The sequence below is a fragment of the Pigmentiphaga sp. YJ18 genome (assembly GCF_038066655.1).
Classification (GTDB): Bacteria; Pseudomonadota; Gammaproteobacteria; order Burkholderiales; family Burkholderiaceae_B; genus Pigmentiphaga.
In genome coordinates, this window is the sequence record NZ_JBBUKU010000004.1 from 175,973 (window position 1) to 194,867 (window position 18,895).

The following is an 18,895-nucleotide window of genomic DNA, read 5'->3' on the forward strand; positions in this document are numbered from 1 at the left end:
CGCGATAAAGCACGCAGCAACCATGCAGGAGAGCCATCAGGACCGCACGACAATGGAAAAGGGGCTATCGCGCCTATTGCCTGCTCAGGGCCATCGATGCCCGAACCCCGAGAACCGTCCAGGAGGCTGTGCGCTTCGACCGACTCCGGCGACAGGCGACCTGGCGACTGGACCGCATATACCCGGTTGGAGAGCGCTGCATGCGTCGGTAGCCTCAATCGCTGCACGACATCGGTGGCGAGCATGTTCGAAGACCCGGCCACGCGTCTTACCCCACGTCCTTGAGCAAGGCCTTGAGCTGGCGGAAGCGCTCCAGCTCGGCCGCGGTGGCCTGGCCGTGTTCACCCATGGAGAGCGCAGCGGCGTCGATGTCGTCGGCCAGGCGGTCGAAGTCCTTGCGCAGCCCGCGCAGCCGCGTGGCGAAGCCGGCCAGGATGTCGATGGGGTCCAGGGCAGTAGGCGCAGCGGACGCCGCCGGCGCAACGGGCGCGGCGGCGGGGGCAATGCTCGCGGAGCGCGGCATATCGGTTTTTTCCTTTTCTTTGATCTCGGCGCGGCGGAAGGACCCGGGCACCGGCTCGCGCACCAGACCAGCGTCGGCCAGCATGCGAAGGCAGCCCCGCAGCGTGCGGATATCGAGGCCCGCGCCGGTCTGGGTTTTCAGGGCGTGGGCCAGTTCGCCCACGGTGAAGCAGTCGCGGATCGGCACGATGCCGTAGACCTTTTGCGCAACGTTCGTCTGGCCGGACAGCCGCTCATCGCGGCGGCGCGGCGTCATGCTTCGCCCCGCAGCTTCGCGCCGACGGCCTTGCGCACGTCCTGGCCGGCGCGCCGCTCGATGAACAGCAGATGGCCACGGGCCAGCTCGCGCGCCAGCGCGGGCGCGGCCTTCGACTCGGCGGACCGCACCAGGCGGACACCGCAGGCCACGCAATCGGCGTAGTACGTGGACAGGGTGCAGCGATCACACGTCATCACACGTCCCCCGGTCCGATCCAGATGCGGCCCGAGCCGTCGTAGTAGAAGGTTCGGTCGGACGCAGGGTGCGCAGGGTCGATGCCGACGACGATCGGGGCATGCGGACGTCGCGTTTGCTGGCGGACTTCACCCGCCGAGGGCGGAACAAACCTCGGCAGGCGCAGCCCGGCGCGGGCGTAGGTGCGCTCGCGGTGCTTCATCGGCCAGCTCCGCATTCACCCATGCCGGCGCGCGCGCAATGGCAAGCCGCACCGATCTGGCTACCATAGGCCAGGAAATCCATGTACCGGCGGCTGGTTACCACCATGTCCAGTGCGGTAATGGCTGCGTCGATCTTGTCGATGGTCAGCCCCGTTTGCCCCGACAGGAAGCGGCTGACCTGGCTGTCATCCCAGCCCAGGGCGGCGCGTACGTCCGCGCGGGTCGCCGGGTCAGAAAGTGCCTCACGGAACATGCGCTCCATGCTCGGCTTGCGTACTGCTGCAACAGCGTTCATGGCTGCTCAACCTCTCACAAAAAGGACTGAATGCGCCTGCACGTGCGCGACGGCACACTGGCGCCATGGCTCAACGAACGAGCGCCGGCTACGCGGAACCCCCGACTCGGGAACCTCGGATCGACGGCAGCGCGTAACCGGGCCACCATCACCACAATGGAGAACAGAGAAATGTCTTTTGCCGATTGGATCGAGAGCCAGAGCGAGCTGGGCGCGGACCCCGCCGAAATCGACGCGGCCATCGGCGCCGAACAGCGCCTGAAAGCGGCGACGATCATCGCGCGCGAAGTCCTGACGAACCCGAGCGAGGACGCCGTGCTGGCCGTGTTCGCCGACGTGTGCGCCAGCGCCGCGCTCGGCACCACCATCCACCCGCGCCAGCGTCCGACGCTGCACTGATCTGTGGCCCCCTTATGCATGGGGGGCTCCCTGCTTTCCAGCACCAGCGGGGGAGGGGGAGAAGGCGGTGGGCCGGATGCTGCGCAGATAGCGGCGCCAGCCCGGGGGGATGCCACGACGGCGCCATTGCGACACGGCGCCCGCCGAGATTTCCCCACACAGTTCTGCTACGCCCTCGTTGCCTCCAAGGTCATCGATGATCTGAGAGTCCGTCTTGTCCATACGCTTGTCCGTGGTTTTCCACGAATTCTACTTTTGTAGAAATTATTTTTCAACAAGTGTATTTGCAAGTCGATCTACAAATGTATAAGTTCACGCTCCATGGCACTTGGTAAACAGGTTCGGCACTATCGCGACAAGCGCGGACTCACCCTCGAAGAACTTGAGGCGCTGAGCGGCGTTGCTGCGGGCACAATCCACGCGCTGGAAAGCCGCGATAGCACTCGGTCGAAATACGCGCCGGCGCTCGCGAAGGCGCTGGGGCTGACGCTCGACCAACTTCTGGACGAGTCCCGCGACATCGAGGCCGGCGGCAGTTCATTCGCTGACCAGCTCCGCAGCGCGGAGGGGCAAATCGCGGTTTGGGAAAAGCCGGACGACCTGGCGCCGGACGAGAACCGGGTGTGGGTTGATCGCTATGACCTGATCTGCTCCGCTGGACATGGCGCCGTTCAGTGGGAGATCCGCCAAAAAAATGCGCTGCCGTTCACCCTGGACTTTTTCCGGGCTATCGGTTCCGACCCGAAAGATTGCCGCTTGGCAATGGCCCGCGGCGACAGCATGGAGCACTTCTTGTTCGATCGCGACATGATCATGATCGACGTGAGCAAGATCAAGCCGCGGGACGGTATCGTTTATGCAGTGTGCTTCGAGGACGAATTTCTGGTGAAGCAGCTTTTCCGGCAGGCGGGGGGTGCTCTGACCCTGCATTCGTTCAACGACAAGTATCCCGATCGCCTGGTACAGCCTGGCAGTGGCTCTCATTTCGAGATCGTCGGGGAAATCGTCTACCGCTCCGGCTCGGGCTTCGCGGGCTGACCCTTCAAGATATTTTTGGTGCGCCGCCGTGATACGGCGGCACTTTTGCATCTACTTTTTCTACATTTGTTGACATGTAGAAATCTACAATCGTAGAATTCTCCCATCCGATTCAGAGAGGATGGGAATGCAAGACCTTGAACTGTTCATTGCCTCGGCGCGCCGTCTGCACGGTGCCGACATCAGCGTCATGGTTGCCCGCGCGCCGGCCCTCGGCAATGCGGACTGCCTGCTGATCGTCACCGGCGAGCGCCACGCCGAAGCCGCCCAGAACCTGGTGCAGGCGATCGGCCTAGGCGCCCGGGCCCAGTTCGAGCGAACCGTTGCATTCATGGGCCTGCCCGCGCGCACCTACTCCACGGTGCAGTGGTTCCCCCCTCCTGTTTCTCCCTAACCCCCACAACCCGCCCCGGTTGTCGGGGCAACACACCAGGAGAACGCAATGGGCGCCCGTCCATTTACCGACACCCTCGTAAAGCTGCGCTACGGCGCGCTGCATGACGAACTGACCGATGCGATGAATGAGCTGGTCAACAAGTGCAGCGCCGCCAGCAAGGGCGGCAAGCTGACCCTCACCATCGCGCTGAAGCCCGGCAAGGGCGGGCAGATGGAAATCACCGATGACCTGAAGGTCAGCGCGCCCAAGGAAGAGAAGGGCAGCACGATCATGTTCGCCACGCCCGAGGGCAACTTGCAGCGCGAAGACCCGCGCCAGAAATCGCTGGAGGGCATCCGCTCGGTGGAGCAAGAGGCCCGCGAAATTCGCACGCTGTCGTCCGCCACGCCGGCCCAGGCCGCCGGCTGATCACCTTTCCCACCCGGGCGTGAGCCCAAGCACAACCTTTCCCACAAGAGGAAACACATGGAAGACCTGAAAACCGCTTTGAACGCTGGCGCCGCGCTGGCCGAACCGTCCGAGGTGCACGGTGTGCCCTTCGTCGTCGTGCCCGAGGGCTACGAGTCCCACACCTTTGAACGGCTGCTGCCCGCGCCCACCCGCCACACCGGCCGCGCCACGTTCAACGATGCGGCAAGCTTCATCCGCTACGTGGGCGAGTACAGCGGCGCGGCAACCGCCCGCCTGTACTACCAGGTCACCCCGAGCCCGGCCTTTGTCGCGGTCCTGAATCACCGGACCGCGGGCAGCCCGAGCTGGGGCGATCACCGCGCCGTCTACAACGCGCCGCTGTCGCCCGAGTGGAAAACCTGGACGGCCAGTGATGGCAAGAGGATGAAGCAGGAAGAGTTCGCCCTGTTCATCGAACAGAACCTGCCGGACGTGATCATGCCGACCGCCGCCGAGTTCCTGGAGCTGGCGCAGAACTTCCAGGCCACCAAGGCCGTGAACTTCGCCAGCGGCACGAGGCTGGGAAATGGTCAAAACCAGCTCGTGTATGAAGAGACGATCCAGGCGCGCGCTGGCGAACGTGGCCAGCTCGAAATCCCCGAGACGTTCACCCTGGGCATTCCCGTGTTCGAGGGTGACGCGGCCTATTCGCTGATCGCCCGACTGCGCTACCGCATCCAGGATGGAAAGTTGGTCCTCTGGTACGACCTCGACCGCCCCCACAAGATCATCGACGACGCGGTGAAGCAGCTCCGCGTGGCGATCGAGGCCGAAACCGGCCTGGTGGGTTTCAACGGGACTCCGGCCTAAGAGCCGGGCGGCGCCTCACCCCCGTGGGGCGCCTCGGAGAAAGCGACCATGAAAACTACCCGTTATCCCCGCCGCCGCCCTTACCGTGCGGGCCGCATCGATCGCCGAGAATCCACGACCGCCTGGGTAGACCGAATGATCCAGCGCGGCGGCGTGGCACGGTCCGACGCGTTCCGACAGGGGATGCAGGTCGCCCACGCTCGGCGATACATGGCGGACCCGCTCGGCCGGTTCGGGCGGCCGGCCACCAACACTCCCGAGTTCGACCAGTTCCAGGCGGGCTATGCCCACGCCGAGGAATTGATTGCAAAGCAACTGTAGGAGCCAGCATGCACCAGCAATCCAGCACCACGGTGGCGCGCCCCGTGCGCCTGCTCACCCCGACCGTGCCGCGCCACGTCCACGAGAGCGCATGCGCCGCGCGCGACATCGCCAAGCGGCAGTACGACCAGCAGACGGTGGCGTTGCATCGCCGGTCCGTTGCCTATCTCGCGGCGATGGACGATAACCACCGCCTGCGCCAGTTGCTCGTGGCCCACGGCATCAACCCGGAGGCAGCATGACTTCGACGCTCAGTTTCATCGTGGGGATGGTCGTGGGCATGCTCTTCGGCGGCACGGTCGGCGTGGCCGCCGCCTGCATCTGCGCTGCGGCCCGCGACACGGACGACGCCCGGCCCGAGGGCGACAGGGCGGACACCGCCGCAGAAGAAGATGAGGCCTTTCGCGATATTAAACGACAGCAGCGTCGGCGTTCAGAAGGACCAAAACATGAGCCCTTGGACCAAAATCGTTGCGACGGCGAAGCCCAGCAGCACCTGGACCCAGAGGCGGTGGCCGAGGCCACGGGAGAGCCCCGCAGCGGCACCAAGAAGCGATACGCAGGCAGCACCAAGGAACGACAACTGGACAATCTGGGTCTGCATAATCTTCCCCCTATCCAGGCAACATGCCGGGTTCAATTTACGGGAAACACTACCGGGGAAGCAAATGGGTGCAGGGGGGGGAATCAGTCACCCTGCGGGCAGAGTGCTGCCTTGGTCGAGCGGCCGGCCTTTGATGCCGAGCGCCCCATCGCTGTCCACCACCGCAGCACCGCTGCAAGCAGGATGGAGGGAGCATGACCGCGGAAGTACCGGTGCGCACGCGGGCCTTGCCGCGTGTCCGCAAGGCCTGGGGCACCAGTGCCAACGTGGACGGCGAAGTGCTCCAGTACACCGAGGGGGAAATGTCTGACTTCGGCGACGCCTGCTACCAGGACGGGCACCGCGACGCGCTGGCGGCCGTCTCCCGCGCCCTGGCCGCCGCTGGGATGCCGATAGGCCCCGCCAGCTACTCGGCCGCGCAACGCGCCGAGGATGACGCGTGGGCCGAATATCGCGCTGGCCGCGGGCCGCACCCGGTGAGGCGGTGATGGCGCGCGAGTCGATCCAGACGGAGCTGGGCGAAGAATTGCAGTGCACGCGATGCCGCGAGTTCTGGCCCGCCGATGATGAATTTTTTAGCCGCACCAGCGACAACCGCGACGGGTTCAAGAGCTGGTGCAAAGCATGCCTGAACGCATACGACCGCGCCCGCGCGGCGCAGCGGAGATCCATGGAGGGAGCACGATGACCTACACCCTGGCACAGCTCGAACTGTCGGCCGGCGCCTACGGCGAAATCGCAGACAAGTTGCGCTTGGCCGGCTATGACCACGCCATCGGCGACGACGGCATGCTGGACATGACCGGCTTGGGCGTCACCTGCGGCGCGCCGGCTGGCGATCCGTCGCCGGAGTGCGATCCCACAGACATCTGCGCCGGCTGCCGGTGCAAGTTCGCGCGAAGGGGAAGGCGATGATGGCCCTTGCTCCAGATATCCCCGCAGGCTGCGAAATGACCAGCAACTGGGCCGTAACAGTGCGGGCCGAGGGCGCCGACATTCTAACCATCTCGTCCGAGCACCTGGCTGGCGTTGCCGACATCGCGCCCTGGGCATCCACGATCCGCGGGTGTGCGCGACACCTGATGGCGTTCGTCGGTCCACAGACAATCGACATCGACGCCATCGCGCTCGACGTGGCACGAGAAATCAAGAAGCTGGACCCGATCGCGATGCGCGGGGGGCATACGCAGTATCTGGCCGCCATTCAGAGCTTGGTGGCCGATGGTATCCGCGCTGCAATGCCGGACGGTCACAAAGGAGGAAACAATGCCTGAAAAACTGGTCTACCGGGTCGCGGATGTTACGCGGTTGGTCGGCCTGAGCAAGACCACCATCTATGCGTTGCTGGCGAAGGGGGATTTTCCTCGGCCGGTCCGGATCACCGACAAGATTGTCGGGTGGCGAGCGGAGGATGTGGTTGTTTGGGTGCGAGACCGGCCGACGACGTGATTTGCTCGATGGTCCACTAGGTGGTCCACTAAGCTGGTTTCCGATGGGCCCTTGAAACTGGAAACCCGCATGAATATTGGTCGGGGCGGCGGGATTCGAACTCGCGACCCTCTGCTCCCAAAGCAGATGCGCTACCAGGCTGCGCTACGCCCCGACGGACCCGCATTGTACCTGATGCCCGGCGCCCTATGCCTGGTCGGCCATTTCCTGAAGGCAAGCACCCGAATAAGCCACCAGGTTGACCTGCGGGATCCCCGGCGGCAAGGCCCACCACCCCCGGAACGGCCGCTGCGCCGGGGTAATATCTTTCCATGCGGGCCAAGCCGCGTCCATCCGTCGGATGAGACGCGGCGGCGGAATGGCCAAGGAGAGCTTCATGAACGAACAAGGGACCCTGGATCGCCTGGAACCGGGGATGATGATTCCTTACGGCGGTAACCGGTATACGCGCGTGGACGCGGAGCTGGCGCGCGCCTTCCAGGCGGGCGACCGTCTGCTGGTGGTGCAGGAAAGCGGGGCGCTGCTGCGGATCCCGGGGCAGGTGGACGAGGTCGTCCGCGCCCGGGTGGGCGAGGCGCGCGAGGCCTTCGAGGCGCTGGCGCAGGTGCAGCCGGGCGCGGTGGACCGGTTCTACGAGGCCTTTGCCGACGCGCTGGAGCGCGACGAGGTCTGGGCGCAGGTGGTGGCGGCCAACGACGAGGACGTGCGGCGTGCCCAGCAGCGGGGCCGTTCGACCACGCGGCTCAGGGTGTCGGACAAGATGCGCGCCGCGATGATCGAGGGACTGCGGGTCTGGCCGGGCCTGGCGGCGCAGGATGACCGGGTGCTGGGCCGGGTGGACCATGGCGACTGGCAGGTGGATGTGCTGCGGGTGCCGTTGGGCGTGGTGGCCTTCGTGTTCGAGGGCCGGCCGAACGTGCTGGTGGACGCCTGCGGCGTGCTGGCCAGCGGCAATACGGCGGTACTGCGCATAGGCAGCGATGCGCTGGGTACGGCCAGTGCGCTGTTGCGTGGCGCGCTGCGGCCGTCGCTGGAGGCGGCGGGGCTGCCGCAGGGGGCGGTCAGCCTGGTGGAGGTCGAGGACCGCGCGGCGGGCTGGGCGATGTTCAGCGACAACCGGCTGGCGCTGGCGGTGGCGCGGGGGTCGGGCACGGCGGTGATGCAACTGAGCAGCGTGGCGCGGCAGGCCGGCGTGCCGGTCAGCGCGCACGGCACGGGCGGCGCCTGGCTGGTGGCGGATCCCAGCGCGGACGGCGAGCGTTTCGAGCGGGCGGTGCGTCATTCGCTGGACCGCAAGGTCTGCAACACGCTGAATGTATGCTGCATCGTGCGCGAGCGAGTGGCCGACCTGATGCCGCGCTTCCTGCGCGCCATCGACGAGGCGGGGGCGGCCCTGACCGGGGCGCCGCGCCTGCACGTCACGCCTTCGGCGCAGCCTTTCGTGCCGGCGGAGTTGTTCGAGCGCCGCACGCGGGTCCGCCGTGCGGAGGGCGATGTGGACGAGCCCTATGCCAGCCTCTTGCCCGAAGCCCGGTTGGGGCAGGAGTGGGAATGGGAAGAGACGCCGGAGCTGTCGCTGGTGGTGGTGGAGTCGGTGGACGAGGCGGTGGCGCTGTTCAACCGCTACAGCCCCCGCTTCGTGGCCAGCCTGATCGCCAGCGATCCGCAGGCGCACCAGCGTTTCCGGCTGCGCATCGATGCGCCGTTCGTGGGCGATGGTTTCACCCGCTGGGTGGACGGGCAGTATGCGCTGGGCAAGCCGGAGCTGGGGTTGTCCAACTGGGAGCACGGCCGTCTGCTGGGCCGCGGGGGCGTGCTGACGGGCGCCGACCTGGCCGCCGTGCGGCTGGTGGCGACCACCGCGCAGGAACAGCATCGCTAGATCGCCGTGTCCAAACGTTCCCTGGATGTCGCGGCCATCGCGATGCTCGTGCTGCTTTGCGCGAGCTGGGGCGGGCAGCAGGTCGCGGTCAAGATCGCGCTGCCCGATTTCCCGCCTTTCCTGCAGATGGGCATACGCTCGGCCGGGGCCGGGCTGCTGGTACTGATCTATTGCCTGGCCACGGGGCGGGGCAAGCTGTTCGCGCGGGACGGTTCGCTGTGGCTGGGCCTGTTCTCGGGGCTGCTGTTCTCCAGCGAGTTCGTGCTGCTGTACCTGGGCCTGCAATGGACCGACGCCAGCCGCACCTCGCTGTTCCTGTATACGGCGCCTTTCTTCGTGGCGCTGGGGGCGACCTGGCTGCTGCCGTCGGAGCGCCTGCGCTGGCCGCAGTGGGTGGGGCTGGGCCTGTCGTTCTGCGGCACGGCCCTGGTGATGGGGGTCCCGCGCGGGGCCACGTCGCCGCATGCCTGGCTGGGCGATCTGATGATCATCGGGGCGGCGGTGTTCTGGGCTGCGACGACACTGGGCATTAAGGCGACGCGCCTGGCCACGGCGCCGCCCGAGAAGGTGCTGCTGTATCAACTGGCGATGTCGGCCGTGATCGGGCTGGGCGCGGGCATGGCCACCGGCGAGTCGGTGCGCGGGCTGAACCTGGCGCCGGTGCTGGCATTGGCTTATCAGACGGTGTGGATCGCGGCCACGACCTTCTTGCTCTGGCTGCGGTTGTTGACCCTGTATCCGGCCAGCACCCTGCAGGCGGGCACGTCGATGTCGCCGCTGTTCGGCGTGGCCGCCGCGGCGCTGATCCTGCATGAACCGGTCGGGCCGATGTTCCTGCTGGCCGTGGCGCTGGTGGTGTCGGGGCTGGTGCTGGTGAACCGCCGGCGCTAGCCGCCGGCCGCGCCCTGCGTGTTGACGTACAGCGCGTAGATGGACGTGCTGGCGGCCATGAACAGGCGGTTGCGGTGCCGGCCGCCGAAGCACAGGTTGGCGCAGCGCTCCGGCAGCGCGATGTGGCCGATGGCCTCGCCGTCCGGCGCGAACACACGCACGCCGTCCAGTTCGTCGCTGCCCATGCCCCAACCGCACCACAGGTTGCCATCCACGTCCACGCGCAGGCCGTCGGGCGTACCGGGTCCGGCATCGATCGCCGCGCGCCGGTTGGCCAGTTTCCTGCCGTCCGCGGCGACGTCGAAGGCCAGGATGCGGCGCGGTTTGGCGCGCGACTCGACCACGTACAGCACGGATTCGTCGGGCGAGAAGGCCAGGCCGTTGGGGCTGGCGATGTCGCCGGCCACGACCTCGGCCATGCCGGTCGCGGGGTCGAACCGATAGAGGTTGGAAGGCAGTTCCTGCCGGGCGGGAAGCCCCTGGTAGTAGCCGGCGATGCCGAAGGGCGGATCGGAGAACCAGACCGTGCCGTCGGACTTGACGACGACGTCGTTGGGCGAGTTCAGCGGCTTGCCGTCATGGCGGTCCATCAGCACGGTGACGGCGCCGTCGTGTTCGGTGCGGCTCACCCGGCGGCCGCTATGCTCGCAGGTGACCAGGCGGCCCTGCCGGTCGCGGGTCATGCCGTTGGCATGGCCGGACGGCGAACGGAAGACGCTGACCGCGCCGCTGATTTCGTCCCAGCGCATGACCCGGTCATTCGGAATGTCGCTCCACAGCAGGTAGCGGCCGTCGCCGAACCAGACCGGCCCTTCGTTCCAGCGGCAGCCGGTGGCCAGGCGCTCGACCGCGGCCGACGGCAGCCGGTATTGCTCGAACCGGGGGTCGAACGCGCGGACGGCGGGGTCGGGATAGCGCTGCGATGCTTGCCACATGGTGCCTCCTGGAGCGGGGCGCAACGGGAGGCGCCCGGACGCTTCGATTGTCGGCCATCGCGGCGCGGGCCGCCAGTCCGCCGCGATGGCAGCTTCTGCGCCGGGGGCGAGTAGATTTTTCATTTCCGGGCGAGCGCTTGCCCGGGAACGCCCGCGCGGGGCGCCTGGCACGAAGCCTGCTCGGCCCTGGCCATGGACTTCACCCATACTTGTGCCTCCGCCGTGGCCGCGCTGGCCGCCGACTGCGCCGCGCCCGAGCTGGTCTACGTGGACGATACCCGCCCGGGGTATGGCCGCAAGCGGTTCCGGGGGCGGTTCGTATACGTGGACCAGCAGGGCGAGCGCATCCGCGACCCGAAGGAGATCGCCCGCATCGATGCGCTGGCCATTCCGCCGGCCTATGGCGACGTGTGGATATGCCCGGATCCCGCGGGGCACATCCAGGCCACCGGCCGCGACGCGCGCGGCCGCAAGCAGTATCGCTACCACCCGCACTGGCAGGTGGTGCGCGACGCCGACAAGTATGGGCAACTGGCGCAGTTCGGCCGCGCGCTGCCGCGTATCCGGCGCCGGGTGCAGCGCGCGCTCGATGCCCCGGGACTGGGCGAGGAAAAGGTCCTGGCCGCGGTGGTGCGCCTGCTCGAAGCGACGCTGGTGCGGGTGGGCAACCGCGCCTACGCCCGGCAGAACCGCTCATTCGGCTTGACGACGCTGCGGCCGCGCCACGCGTCGCTGTCGGGCACGCGCCTGCGGCTGCGCTTTCGTGGCAAGAGCGGGATCGAGCACGACGTCACCATTGCCGACCGACGGGTGGCGAGGGTGGTGCGCCGCTGCATGGAGATTCCCGGCCAGACCCTGTTCCACTACCAGGACGAGGCAGGCCAGCCGCGCGGCATCGATTCGTCCGCCGTGAACGCCTACCTGCGCGAAGCGGGGCGCGGGGATTTCACGGCCAAGCATTACCGGACCTGGGCGGGGTCGGTACTGGCGCTGGAGTGGCTGCGGGGCATGCCGAGCGAGGAAGGCGCGGCCGCGCGTCAGGCCGTGGCCGAGGTGGTGAAGGCGGTGGCGCAGCGGCTGGCCAATACGCCAGCGGTGTGCCGGGCCTGCTACATCCATCCGGCCATCATCGACGCTTATCTGCGCGGCGCACTGCCGGCGACGTGGCCCGCCTCCGGGCCCCGCGGCTTGAGCGCGGCCGAGCGGCGGCTGCTTGCGTTCCTGGACGGCCTGGGCTGACCGACAGCCCTAGGAACGCGCCGGCCGCGTGCGGCGCCGCTCCAGCCAGGCGCCCAGCTCGCCCACGATGCCGCGCCGGAAGGCCAGCACGCAAACGACGAAGATCAGGCCCGTGACGATGGTGACCGCGTCGCCCAGGCTGCCGAACCAGGCGATGCCGGTCGTGTTCGCCAGCGCGCTGCCCCATTCGCCTATCTTGTTCTCGACCAGGACGATGATGAGCGCACCCACCATGGGGCCGGTCAAGGTGCCCATGCCGCCCACCAGGGTCATGAGAATGACGAGCCCGGACATCTGCCAGACCACGTCGCTGAGCGTGGCCGAGATGAACACCACCGATTTCGTCGCGCCCGCCAGTCCGGTCAGCGCGGCGGACAGCACGAAGGCCAGCAGCTTGTAGCGGTTGACGTCGTAGCCCAGCGAGGTGGCGCGCGCCTCGTTCTCGCGTATGGCTTTCAATACCTGACCGAAGGGCGACTGAACCGTGCGGTAGACCAGGAAGACGCCGAACAGGAAGATCGCCAGCACGACGTAGTACAGCGCCATGTCGTTACCCAGGTCGATGTGGCCCAGCAGCGTGCCGCGCGGGATGGCCTGCAGGCCGTCCTCGCCGCCGGTGAAAGGCGCCTGCAGGTAGAAGAAGTAGAGCATCTGCGCGACGGCCAGCGTGATCATCGCGAAATAGATGCCGCTGCGCCGGATGGCGAGCCCGCCCATGACCAGTCCGATCGCCGCCGCCACCGCCACGCCGAACAGGATGCCCAGCTCGGTGGGCAGCCCCCAGGTCTTGAGCGCATAGCCGGTGGCGTAGGCCGCGCTGCCCAGGAAGGCGGCATGCCCGAACGACAGCAGCCCGGTGTAGCCCAGCAGGAGGTTGAACGCGCAGGCGAACAGCGCGTAGCACATCAGCTTCATCGCGAAGATGGGATAGACGCCGAGATAGGGCAGCACGCCCAGCCCCAGCGCCAGTGCCAGGCAGCCGGCGAGATGTCGGTTCATGTGGCTTTTCCAAACAGGCCGGCCGGCCGCGCGAGCAGCACGAGGGCCATCAGCACGAAGACGACGGTGTTCGACGCCTCGGGATAGAACACCTTGGTGAAGCCTTCGATCACGCCCAGGCCCAGGCCGGTCAGGATGGAGCCCATGATGGACCCCATGCCGCCGATGACCACCACCGCGAATACGACGATGATGAGGTTCGAGCCCATCAGCGGCGACACCTGCTGCACGGGTGCCGCCAGCACGCCCGCGAAGGCGGCCAGCGCCACGCCGAAGGCGTAGGTCAGCGTTACCATGCGCGGGACGTTGACGCCGAAGGCCTCCACCAGCCGCGGGTTCTCGGTGCCCGCGCGCAGATAGGCGCCCAGGCGCGTGCGTTCGATCACGTACCAGGTCGCCAGGCACACAGCCAGCGACGCCAGCACGATCCAGGCGCGGTAGTTGGGCAGGATCATGAAGCCCAGGTTGGTGGCGCCCTGCAGCAGGTCCGGCACGGGATAGGACTGCCCCGAGACGCCGTAGAAACTGCGGAACAGCCCCTCGATCAGCAGCGTCAGGCCGAAGGTCAGCAGCAGGCTGTACACGTGGTCGAGCTTGTACAGCCAGCGCAGCATCGTGCGTTCGATCACGATGCCCAGCAGGGCGACCGCCAGCGGCGCCAGCACCAGCATCCACCAGTAGCCGAGCCCCAGGTACTGCAGGCCCAGCCAGGCCAGGAAGGCACCGACCATGTACAAGGCCCCGTGCGCGAAATTGATGACGTTGAGCAGGCCGAAGATGACGGCCAGCCCCAGCGACAGCACCGCGTAGAAGGAGCCGTTGACGAGCCCGAGCAGCAACTGCCCGAGCATCGCCTGCAGCGGGACGCCGAAGATCGTCATGACTTCTTCAGCAGCGGGCACTTGGACTCGGCGGGGGTGGTATAGACCTTGTCGCCGGGCAGCTTTTGCGCCACCTTGTAGTAGTCCCAGGGGCCCTTGGATTCCTTGGGCGTCTTCACCTGGAACAGGTACATGTCGTAGATCATGCGGCCGTCCGCGCGCACGTAGCCGTCATGCGCGAACATGTCGTTGATCTTGTTCGACTTGAACCATTTCATGATGGTGTCGGGATCGTCGGTGCCCGTGGCCTTGACCGCCTTGAGGTAGAAAGACGCGGCCGAGTAGTCGGCCGCCTGCAGCGACGACGGCTTGCGCTTGAGCTTTTGTTCGAACTTGGAAGCCCAGGCGCGCGATTCGTTGCTCTGGTCCCAGTACCAGCCGTCGGTCAGGTAGAGCCCCTGCGTGGCGGCCAGCCCCAGCGTATGGATGTCGTTGATGAACACCAGCAGGCCGGCGATCTTCATGGTCTTGGTGACGCCGAATTCCGCCGCCGCCTTGGTGGCATTGATGAAATCGCCGCCCGCGTTCGCCATGCCCAGTATCTGCGCCTTCGAGGCCTGGGCCTGCAACAGGAAGGACGAGAAATCCGAAGCCGCGAGGGGATGGCGGATCGATCCCACTACCGTGCCGCCGGCGGCCTTGACCACCGTGCTGGTGTCGGCTTCCAGCGAGTGGCCGAAGGCATAGTCGGCGGTCAGGAAGAACCAGCTCTTGCCGCCCTGGGCCACCACCGCCGACCCGGTACCGCGCGCCAGCGCGACGGTGTCGTAGGCGTAGTGGACGATGTAGGGCGAGCAATCTTCATTGGTCAGGCGCGACGAGCCGGCGCCGATGACGACGTAGGGAATCTTCTTTTCGGTGGCGACCTTGGCCATGGCCAGCGCGGTCGAGGAATTGGTGCCCCCTATCAGGAGGTCCAGCCCCTGCTGGTCTATCCATTCGCGGGCGCGGGCCGAGGCGATGTCGGGTTTGTTCTGGTGGTCGGCGTACAGGACCTCGATCTTCTTGCCGTTGACCTGGCCGCCGGCGTCGGCCACGGCCATGCGGATGGCGTCGGCCCCCGCCGGGCCGTCGATGTCGGCATAGACGCTCGACCCGTCGGTAATGAAACCTATCTTGATGACATCGCCGGAAATCTTCGGCGCTTGCGCCAACGTCGGCGCCGTGGATCCCAGAACCAAACCGGCCGTGATGGCCGCTGCAAGGGCTTGCTTCTTCATGCGCGTCTCCTAAGAGGTACTCCTCATACGCCAAGCAGTTCGTGCAGGGTGCCTTGCTTGGCGGCCAGATCCGACGATGCGAAGGCTTCGATCATGCGGCCGTGCTCCATGACATAGAAGCGGTCGGCCAGCGGCGCGGCGAAGCGGAAGTTCTGTTCCACCATGACGATGGTGTAGTTGCGGGCCTTCAGGGCGAGGATCATGCGCGCCAGGGCCTGTACGATGACGGGCGCCAGCCCTTCGGAGATCTCGTCCAGCAGCAGGAGGTCGGCGCCGGTGCGCAGTATCCGGGCCACCGCCAGCATCTGCTGCTCGCCGCCGGACAGCCGCGTGCCGGGGGAATGCCGGCGTTCGCGCAGGTTGGGGAACATCTCGTAGATTTCCTCGACCGACATGGCCCGTTCGCCGGTGCCGCGCAGGGGAGGGGGCAGCATCAGGTTTTCCTCGCAGGACAGCGAGGCGAAGATGCCGCGTTCCTCGGGGCAATAACCCACGCCCAGGTGGGCGATGCGGTGGGTGGGCATGCCTATGGATTCCACGCCGCCTATGCGTACCGATCCGCGGCGCGCGCCGGTCAGGCCCAGGATGGCGCGCAGCGTGGTGGTGCGGCCCGCGCCGTTGCGGCCCAGCAGCGTGACGACTTCCCCGCGCGCCACGTCCAGGTCCACGCCGTGCAGGATGTGCGATTCTCCATACCAGGCATGCAGGTCCCGGATTTGCAGCGCCGGTCCGTTCATGCGTGGGCTCCCTGGAGCTCGCCTTCCACCGTGCCCATGTAGGCCTGCATGACTTCCGGGTTGCGGGACACGGCTTCGTAGGGGCCTTCGGCCAGCACCATGCCGCGCGCCAGGACCGTGATGGTGCTGGCGATGGAGGACACGACCTTCATGTTGTGCTCCACCATCAGGATGCTGCGGCCCGCGCCGACCTTTCTGATCAGTTGCGTGACGCGGTCCACGTCCTCGTGGCCCATGCCCTGCGTGGGTTCGTCCAGCAGCATCAGCTCGGGCTCCATGGCCAGCGTGGTGGCGATTTCCAGGGCGCGCTTGCGTCCGTAGGGCAGCTCCACCGCCGGGGTGGCGGCGAATTCGGCCAGTCCCACTTCGTCCAGCAGTTCCATGGCGCGGGGATTCAGGCGGTCCAGCAGCGAGACGCTGCGCCAGAACCGGAAGGTCCCGCCGTCGCGCCGTTGCAGCCCGATGCGGACGTTTTCCAGGGCAGTCAGGTGCGGGAAGATGGCGGAGATCTGGAACGACCGGATGATTCCGCGCCGGGCGACCTGGGCTGGTGCCTCGCGGGTGATGTCGGTGCCGTTGAAGAAAATACGCCCGGAAGTGGGCGTCAGGAATTTCGTGAGCAGGTTGAAGCAGGTGGTCTTGCCGGCGCCGTTGGGCCCGATGAGGGCGTGGATGCTGCCGCGCGCCACGCGCAGGTTCACATCCTTGACTGCGACGAATCCCTTGAAGGCCTTGCTGAGGTCCCGGGTTTCGAGGATGAGGTCGCTCATGGTTTCCCGTATCAGGCTATGCCGCATGCGCCTGCTGCATTGTGTCGCAAATCCTTCTCTTGGGGGCCTAGGTGTTTGCCCGGAACCGGTGGGCGGCCGCGGGCCGGCATGGTGGTAAACTTCCGCGCTTCGGGGCGGCGGTAGCTCAATTGGATAGAGCACAGGCCTTCTAAGCCTGGGGTTACGGGTTCGATTCCTGTCCGCCGCGCCAGCCCGCACGCCTTTCTCTTTCCCCGCCAGGTCCGCTTCTTGCGAAACGCCCTTCCGTCGTGGCCACGGAGGATGCGCCTTGGACTGGTCCGGAATCTTCGCCTTTTCAATATCTCCCCTGGAAACCCTGGTCCGCGGCACGGCCATGTATTGGCTGCTGTTCCTGTTGTTCCGCTTCGTCGTCCGGCGCGACGTGGGCTCGATGGGGATCGCGGACATCCTGCTGGTCGTGATCGTGGCCGACGCGGCCCAGAACGGCATGGCAGGCGATGGCAAGAGTGTGGGCGACGCGGCGTTGCTGGTAAGTACGCTGGTTGCCTGGAACATGATCCTGGATCGCCTGGCCTTCCATTTCCCGTGGATGCGCCGCTTCGTCGATCCGGAGAAGATCATGCTGATACGCAACGGCAGGAAGCTGCGCGACAACATGCGGCGCCAATCGATCACCGACGAGGAGCTCGAGGCCAAGTACCGGCAGCAGGGCATCGAATCGATCGAAGACGTGAAGGCGCTGTATCTGGAGGCCGACGGCAACGTCAGCGTCATCAAGCGGAAATAGCAGCGTGCTAGAGCGCGACGCGCGGACGCAGCCAGCGGTAGCCGTAGCCGCGCAGCCGCAGCCGGACCGGGTGCCCCGAGGGCGCGTCGTAGGGGCCGTCGGCCATCACGTCGGTCATGTGCTGGCAGTCGGCGTCGTGCAGGGTGAACTGCACCTCCTCTGGCCCAAGGTTGACCAGCGTCAGCACCGCCACGCCGTCCAGCTCGTGCCGCAGCGCCAGCACCTGCGGACACTCGATGGCCGCGGGCCGGCAGTGGCCCGCGCCTATCTCTCGCATGCCCAGCCGGGCGCGGATCATCTTGCCGGTATGGGTCAGCAGCGAGTCCTCGTCCAGCGATTGCGCATAGACGTTGACGTGCCGGTAGTCATAGGGGCCGGAGTCGATCAGCGGTACCGCCAACCGCTCGGGACGCGCGGCTGAAAAGCCCGCCCCGGGTTCGTCCGACCATTGCATGGCCGTGCGTACCGCCAGCCGTTCGGGCAACGACAGGTCGTCGCCCATGCCGATCTCCTCGCCATAGCGCAGGATGGGCGTGCCCGGCAGGGAGAACAGCAGCGCGTGCACCAGCGCCAGCCGCCGCTGGTCGCCGCCCAGCATGGGGGGCAGGCGCCGCCGGATGCCGCGGTGGTAGATGCGCATGTCGGGGTCGGGCGCGAAACAGTCCATGACTTCCCGGCGCTCGTCCTCGCTCAGGCGCTCCAGGTCCAGTTCATCGTGATTGCGCAGCCACAGCGCGTACTGCGCGCCTTCGGGCGGATCGGGCTGGCCAGCCAGCGCCCGCAGCAGCGGTTCGGCCTTGCCGCGCGCCAGCGCCAGGTAAAGGTAGTTGTTCAGCCAGAAGTTGAGCACCAGCGTCAGCCGGTCGCCCCGGCCGAAGTAGTCGACGTAGTGGCACGGAGGCACGTCCACTTCTCCCAGCAGCACCGCGTCGGCGCGCCTGCGGGAGACGAAGCGGCGCATGTCGTCCAGCAGCCAGAAACCGTCGTCGGCGGGATCGGAGGAGCGGGCGCTGTCTATCATGTGCGAGGCGGCATCCACGCGAAAGCCCGAGACGCCAAGCCGCAGCCAGAAGTCCATGATGCGCTCGGCCTCTTGTCGGACCTCCGGGTTGCCCAGATCGAGGTCGGGTTCGTGCGAATAGAAAATGTGCTTGTAGTACTGGCCGGCCTGTTCGTCCCAGGTCCAGACGCTGTCTTCGACGGTGGGGAAGATCGGTTTCTCGTCGGTGGGCTCGGGGGTGTCGGCCCAGATGTAGTAGTCGCGGTAGCGCGATGTCCGGTCGCGGCGGGCGGCCTGGAACCACGGGTGGCGGTCGGACGTGTGGTGCACCACCAGGTCGATGATCACGCGCAGCCCGAGTTCCTCGGCCTTGGCCATCAGCGCGACGAAATCGGGCAGGGCGCCGAAGCGCGGATCGACCGCCAGATGGTCGGTGACGTCGTAGCCGCCGTCGCGGAACGGCGAGCCATAGAAAGGCGTCAGCCACAGGCAGGTGACACCCAGGCCGCGCAGATACTCCAGCCGCTCCGAGACGCCTGCCAGGTCGCCCAGGCCATCGCCGTTGGCGTCGCGGAACAGGCTGGGGTCGACCTGATAGATGATGGCGTTTCGATACCAGAGCGGCAGCAT

The 18,895-nt window shown here is 66.9% G+C and carries 27 protein-coding genes and 2 tRNA genes; 17 read left to right on the forward strand and 12 right to left on the reverse strand.

Annotation, left to right across the window (positions count from 1 at the left end):
- Positions 1-268 precede the first annotated feature (268 nt).
- From WKR98_RS23175 to WKR98_RS23190, 4 genes are read right to left on the reverse strand one after another with little or no spacing between them, the layout of a single operon-like run.
- Positions 269-778: a hypothetical protein gene (locus tag WKR98_RS23175; protein WP_341434802.1), complete on the reverse strand. Its 510-nt coding sequence runs from the start codon at positions 776-778 to the stop codon at positions 269-271.
- Entirely contained in the window at positions 775-975 is a 201-nt protein-coding gene (locus tag WKR98_RS23180; protein ID WP_341434803.1) for a hypothetical protein, read from the reverse strand. Before WKR98_RS23180 ends, WKR98_RS23175 begins: the two co-directional genes overlap by 4 nt.
- The gene (locus tag WKR98_RS23185; protein WP_341434804.1) at positions 975-1,178 is read right to left on the reverse strand and encodes a hypothetical protein; all 204 of its coding nucleotides are present in this window, start codon (positions 1,176-1,178) and stop codon (positions 975-977) included. Before WKR98_RS23185 ends, WKR98_RS23180 begins: the two co-directional genes overlap by 1 nt.
- On the reverse strand, positions 1,175-1,474 hold the full coding sequence (locus tag WKR98_RS23190) for a DNA-binding protein (RefSeq protein ID WP_341434805.1): 300 nt from the start codon (positions 1,472-1,474) through the stop codon (positions 1,175-1,177). The genes WKR98_RS23185 and WKR98_RS23190 overlap by 4 nt, the downstream gene beginning before the upstream one ends.
- Positions 1,475-1,645: 171 nt before the next feature.
- Here WKR98_RS23190 and WKR98_RS23195 point away from each other — a divergent pair, with 171 nt between their 5' ends.
- From WKR98_RS23195 to WKR98_RS23250, 12 genes are all read left to right on the forward strand, one after another.
- Complete coding sequence (locus tag WKR98_RS23195) at positions 1,646-1,873, forward strand: hypothetical protein (RefSeq protein WP_341434806.1); 228 nt, start codon at positions 1,646-1,648, stop codon at positions 1,871-1,873.
- A 321-nt stretch (positions 1,874-2,194) separates the two neighbouring features.
- A complete protein-coding gene (locus WKR98_RS23200; protein WP_341434807.1) occupies positions 2,195-2,911 on the forward strand; it encodes an XRE family transcriptional regulator in 717 nt (238 codons plus the stop codon).
- Between the two features lie 127 nt (positions 2,912-3,038).
- On the forward strand, positions 3,039-3,305 hold the full coding sequence (locus WKR98_RS23205) for a hypothetical protein (RefSeq protein ID WP_341434808.1): 267 nt from the start codon (positions 3,039-3,041) through the stop codon (positions 3,303-3,305).
- 48 nt (positions 3,306-3,353) lie between these two features.
- The gene (locus WKR98_RS23210; protein ID WP_341434809.1) at positions 3,354-3,716 is read left to right on the forward strand and encodes a hypothetical protein; all 363 of its coding nucleotides are present in this window, start codon (positions 3,354-3,356) and stop codon (positions 3,714-3,716) included.
- Between the two features lie 57 nt (positions 3,717-3,773).
- The gene (locus WKR98_RS23215) at positions 3,774-4,568 is read left to right on the forward strand and encodes a DUF2303 family protein (RefSeq protein ID WP_341434810.1); all 795 of its coding nucleotides are present in this window, start codon (positions 3,774-3,776) and stop codon (positions 4,566-4,568) included.
- Between the two features lie 48 nt (positions 4,569-4,616).
- The gene (locus WKR98_RS23220) at positions 4,617-4,889 is read left to right on the forward strand and encodes a hypothetical protein (protein WP_279820883.1); all 273 of its coding nucleotides are present in this window, start codon (positions 4,617-4,619) and stop codon (positions 4,887-4,889) included.
- Positions 4,890-4,897: 8 nt separating this feature from the next.
- Positions 4,898-5,131, forward strand: coding sequence for a hypothetical protein (locus WKR98_RS23225; RefSeq protein ID WP_279820881.1), 234 nt, complete (start codon positions 4,898-4,900; stop codon positions 5,129-5,131).
- A complete protein-coding gene (locus WKR98_RS23230; protein ID WP_279820879.1) occupies positions 5,128-5,691 on the forward strand; it encodes a hypothetical protein in 564 nt (187 codons plus the stop codon). Before WKR98_RS23225 ends, WKR98_RS23230 begins: the two co-directional genes overlap by 4 nt.
- The gene (locus WKR98_RS23235; protein ID WP_341434811.1) at positions 5,688-5,981 is read left to right on the forward strand and encodes a hypothetical protein; all 294 of its coding nucleotides are present in this window, start codon (positions 5,688-5,690) and stop codon (positions 5,979-5,981) included. The genes WKR98_RS23230 and WKR98_RS23235 overlap by 4 nt, the downstream gene beginning before the upstream one ends.
- A 196-nt stretch (positions 5,982-6,177) precedes the next feature.
- A complete protein-coding gene (locus tag WKR98_RS23240; RefSeq protein WP_279820875.1) occupies positions 6,178-6,408 on the forward strand; it encodes a hypothetical protein in 231 nt (76 codons plus the stop codon).
- Positions 6,405-6,767 carry a hypothetical protein gene (locus tag WKR98_RS23245; RefSeq protein WP_341434812.1) on the forward strand — a complete coding sequence of 121 codons (363 nt, stop codon included), beginning with the start codon at positions 6,405-6,407 and terminating at the stop codon, positions 6,765-6,767. The genes WKR98_RS23240 and WKR98_RS23245 overlap by 4 nt, the downstream gene beginning before the upstream one ends.
- Positions 6,760-6,942, forward strand: a complete 183-nt coding sequence (locus WKR98_RS23250; RefSeq protein WP_341434813.1) for a helix-turn-helix transcriptional regulator — start codon at positions 6,760-6,762, stop codon at positions 6,940-6,942. Before WKR98_RS23245 ends, WKR98_RS23250 begins: the two co-directional genes overlap by 8 nt.
- Positions 6,943-7,019: 77 nt before the next feature.
- Here WKR98_RS23250 and WKR98_RS23255 read toward each other — a convergent pair.
- A tRNA-Pro gene (locus tag WKR98_RS23255) sits at positions 7,020-7,096 on the reverse strand.
- Between the two features lie 222 nt (positions 7,097-7,318).
- On the opposite strand from WKR98_RS23255, the gene WKR98_RS23260 reads away from it, so the two are divergent.
- Together WKR98_RS23260 and WKR98_RS23265 are read left to right on the forward strand one after the other, a co-directional pair.
- Positions 7,319-8,824 (forward strand): aldehyde dehydrogenase family protein, encoded by a 1,506-nt coding sequence (locus WKR98_RS23260; protein WP_341434814.1) that lies wholly within the window; start codon positions 7,319-7,321, stop codon positions 8,822-8,824.
- A 6-nt stretch (positions 8,825-8,830) separates the two neighbouring features.
- On the forward strand, positions 8,831-9,715 hold the full coding sequence (locus WKR98_RS23265; protein WP_341434815.1) for a DMT family transporter: 885 nt from the start codon (positions 8,831-8,833) through the stop codon (positions 9,713-9,715).
- Here WKR98_RS23265 and WKR98_RS23270 read toward each other — a convergent pair.
- Positions 9,712-10,650, reverse strand: a complete 939-nt coding sequence (locus WKR98_RS23270; RefSeq protein ID WP_124690398.1) for an SMP-30/gluconolactonase/LRE family protein — start codon at positions 10,648-10,650, stop codon at positions 9,712-9,714. The genes WKR98_RS23265 and WKR98_RS23270 overlap by 4 nt on opposite strands.
- 192 nt (positions 10,651-10,842) lie before the next feature.
- Here WKR98_RS23270 and WKR98_RS23275 point away from each other — a divergent pair, with 192 nt between their 5' ends.
- Entirely contained in the window at positions 10,843-11,889 is a 1,047-nt protein-coding gene (locus WKR98_RS23275; protein ID WP_341434816.1) for a DNA topoisomerase IB, read from the forward strand.
- Positions 11,890-11,898: 9 nt separating this feature from the next.
- Here the strand turns inward: WKR98_RS23275 and WKR98_RS23280 are convergent, their stop codons facing one another.
- From WKR98_RS23280 to WKR98_RS23300, 5 genes are read right to left on the reverse strand one after another with little or no spacing between them, the layout of a single operon-like run.
- Positions 11,899-12,888 (reverse strand): branched-chain amino acid ABC transporter permease, encoded by a 990-nt coding sequence (locus WKR98_RS23280; protein WP_124690396.1) that lies wholly within the window; start codon positions 12,886-12,888, stop codon positions 11,899-11,901.
- Positions 12,885-13,769, reverse strand: a complete 885-nt coding sequence (locus WKR98_RS23285; protein WP_124690395.1) for a branched-chain amino acid ABC transporter permease — start codon at positions 13,767-13,769, stop codon at positions 12,885-12,887. Before WKR98_RS23285 ends, WKR98_RS23280 begins: the two co-directional genes overlap by 4 nt.
- Positions 13,766-14,989: an ABC transporter substrate-binding protein gene (locus tag WKR98_RS23290; protein WP_124690394.1), complete on the reverse strand. Its 1,224-nt coding sequence runs from the start codon at positions 14,987-14,989 to the stop codon at positions 13,766-13,768. The genes WKR98_RS23285 and WKR98_RS23290 overlap by 4 nt, the downstream gene beginning before the upstream one ends.
- Before the next feature lie 23 nt (positions 14,990-15,012).
- Positions 15,013-15,726, reverse strand: a complete 714-nt coding sequence (locus WKR98_RS23295; protein WP_124690393.1) for an ABC transporter ATP-binding protein — start codon at positions 15,724-15,726, stop codon at positions 15,013-15,015.
- Positions 15,723-16,496, reverse strand: a complete 774-nt coding sequence (locus WKR98_RS23300) for an ABC transporter ATP-binding protein (RefSeq protein ID WP_161567870.1) — start codon at positions 16,494-16,496, stop codon at positions 15,723-15,725. The genes WKR98_RS23295 and WKR98_RS23300 overlap by 4 nt, the downstream gene beginning before the upstream one ends.
- Positions 16,497-16,630: 134 nt before the next feature.
- Here WKR98_RS23300 and WKR98_RS23305 point away from each other — a divergent pair.
- Positions 16,631-16,707, forward strand: a tRNA-Arg gene (locus tag WKR98_RS23305).
- 78 nt (positions 16,708-16,785) lie between these two features.
- A complete protein-coding gene (locus tag WKR98_RS23310; protein ID WP_238160093.1) occupies positions 16,786-17,265 on the forward strand; it encodes a DUF421 domain-containing protein in 480 nt (159 codons plus the stop codon).
- A gap of 7 nt (positions 17,266-17,272) precedes the next feature.
- Here the strand turns inward: WKR98_RS23310 and WKR98_RS23315 are convergent, their stop codons facing one another.
- On the reverse strand, positions 17,273-18,895 hold the full coding sequence (locus tag WKR98_RS23315; RefSeq protein WP_341434817.1) for an alpha-amylase family protein: 1,623 nt from the start codon (positions 18,893-18,895) through the stop codon (positions 17,273-17,275).

Coding starts and splice junctions, on each gene's coding strand:
- WKR98_RS23195 (WP_341434806.1), top strand. CDS start 1,646: ATGTCTTTTGCCGATTGGATCGAGAGCCAGAGCGAGCTGGGCGCGGAC.
- WKR98_RS23225 (WP_279820881.1), top strand. CDS start 4,898: ATGCACCAGCAATCCAGCACCACGGTGGCGCGCCCCGTGCGCCTGCTC.
- WKR98_RS23280 (WP_124690396.1), bottom strand. CDS start 12,888: ATGAACCGACATCTCGCCGGCTGCCTGGCACTGGCGCTGGGGCTGGGC.
- WKR98_RS23290 (WP_124690394.1), bottom strand. CDS start 14,989: ATGAAGAAGCAAGCCCTTGCAGCGGCCATCACGGCCGGTTTGGTTCTG.
- WKR98_RS23240 (WP_279820875.1), top strand. CDS start 6,178: ATGACCTACACCCTGGCACAGCTCGAACTGTCGGCCGGCGCCTACGGC.
- WKR98_RS23230 (WP_279820879.1), top strand. CDS start 5,128: ATGACTTCGACGCTCAGTTTCATCGTGGGGATGGTCGTGGGCATGCTC.
- WKR98_RS23315 (WP_341434817.1), bottom strand. CDS start 18,895: ATGCTGCCGCTCTGGTATCGAAACGCCATCATCTATCAGGTCGACCCC.
- WKR98_RS23215 (WP_341434810.1), top strand. CDS start 3,774: ATGGAAGACCTGAAAACCGCTTTGAACGCTGGCGCCGCGCTGGCCGAA.
- WKR98_RS23250 (WP_341434813.1), top strand. CDS start 6,760: ATGCCTGAAAAACTGGTCTACCGGGTCGCGGATGTTACGCGGTTGGTC.
- WKR98_RS23235 (WP_341434811.1), top strand. CDS start 5,688: ATGACCGCGGAAGTACCGGTGCGCACGCGGGCCTTGCCGCGTGTCCGC.
- WKR98_RS23245 (WP_341434812.1), top strand. CDS start 6,405: ATGATGGCCCTTGCTCCAGATATCCCCGCAGGCTGCGAAATGACCAGC.
- WKR98_RS23185 (WP_341434804.1), bottom strand. CDS start 1,178: ATGAAGCACCGCGAGCGCACCTACGCCCGCGCCGGGCTGCGCCTGCCG.
- WKR98_RS23285 (WP_124690395.1), bottom strand. CDS start 13,769: ATGACGATCTTCGGCGTCCCGCTGCAGGCGATGCTCGGGCAGTTGCTG.
- WKR98_RS23200 (WP_341434807.1), top strand. CDS start 2,195: ATGGCACTTGGTAAACAGGTTCGGCACTATCGCGACAAGCGCGGACTC.
- WKR98_RS23300 (WP_161567870.1), bottom strand. CDS start 16,496: ATGAGCGACCTCATCCTCGAAACCCGGGACCTCAGCAAGGCCTTCAAG.
- WKR98_RS23210 (WP_341434809.1), top strand. CDS start 3,354: ATGGGCGCCCGTCCATTTACCGACACCCTCGTAAAGCTGCGCTACGGC.
- WKR98_RS23295 (WP_124690393.1), bottom strand. CDS start 15,726: ATGAACGGACCGGCGCTGCAAATCCGGGACCTGCATGCCTGGTATGGA.
- WKR98_RS23190 (WP_341434805.1), bottom strand. CDS start 1,474: ATGAACGCTGTTGCAGCAGTACGCAAGCCGAGCATGGAGCGCATGTTC.
- WKR98_RS23220 (WP_279820883.1), top strand. CDS start 4,617: ATGAAAACTACCCGTTATCCCCGCCGCCGCCCTTACCGTGCGGGCCGC.
- WKR98_RS23260 (WP_341434814.1), top strand. CDS start 7,319: ATGAACGAACAAGGGACCCTGGATCGCCTGGAACCGGGGATGATGATT.
- WKR98_RS23180 (WP_341434803.1), bottom strand. CDS start 975: ATGACGTGTGATCGCTGCACCCTGTCCACGTACTACGCCGATTGCGTG.
- WKR98_RS23205 (WP_341434808.1), top strand. CDS start 3,039: ATGCAAGACCTTGAACTGTTCATTGCCTCGGCGCGCCGTCTGCACGGT.
- WKR98_RS23275 (WP_341434816.1), top strand. CDS start 10,843: ATGGACTTCACCCATACTTGTGCCTCCGCCGTGGCCGCGCTGGCCGCC.
- WKR98_RS23175 (WP_341434802.1), bottom strand. CDS start 778: ATGACGCCGCGCCGCCGCGATGAGCGGCTGTCCGGCCAGACGAACGTT.
- WKR98_RS23270 (WP_124690398.1), bottom strand. CDS start 10,650: ATGTGGCAAGCATCGCAGCGCTATCCCGACCCCGCCGTCCGCGCGTTC.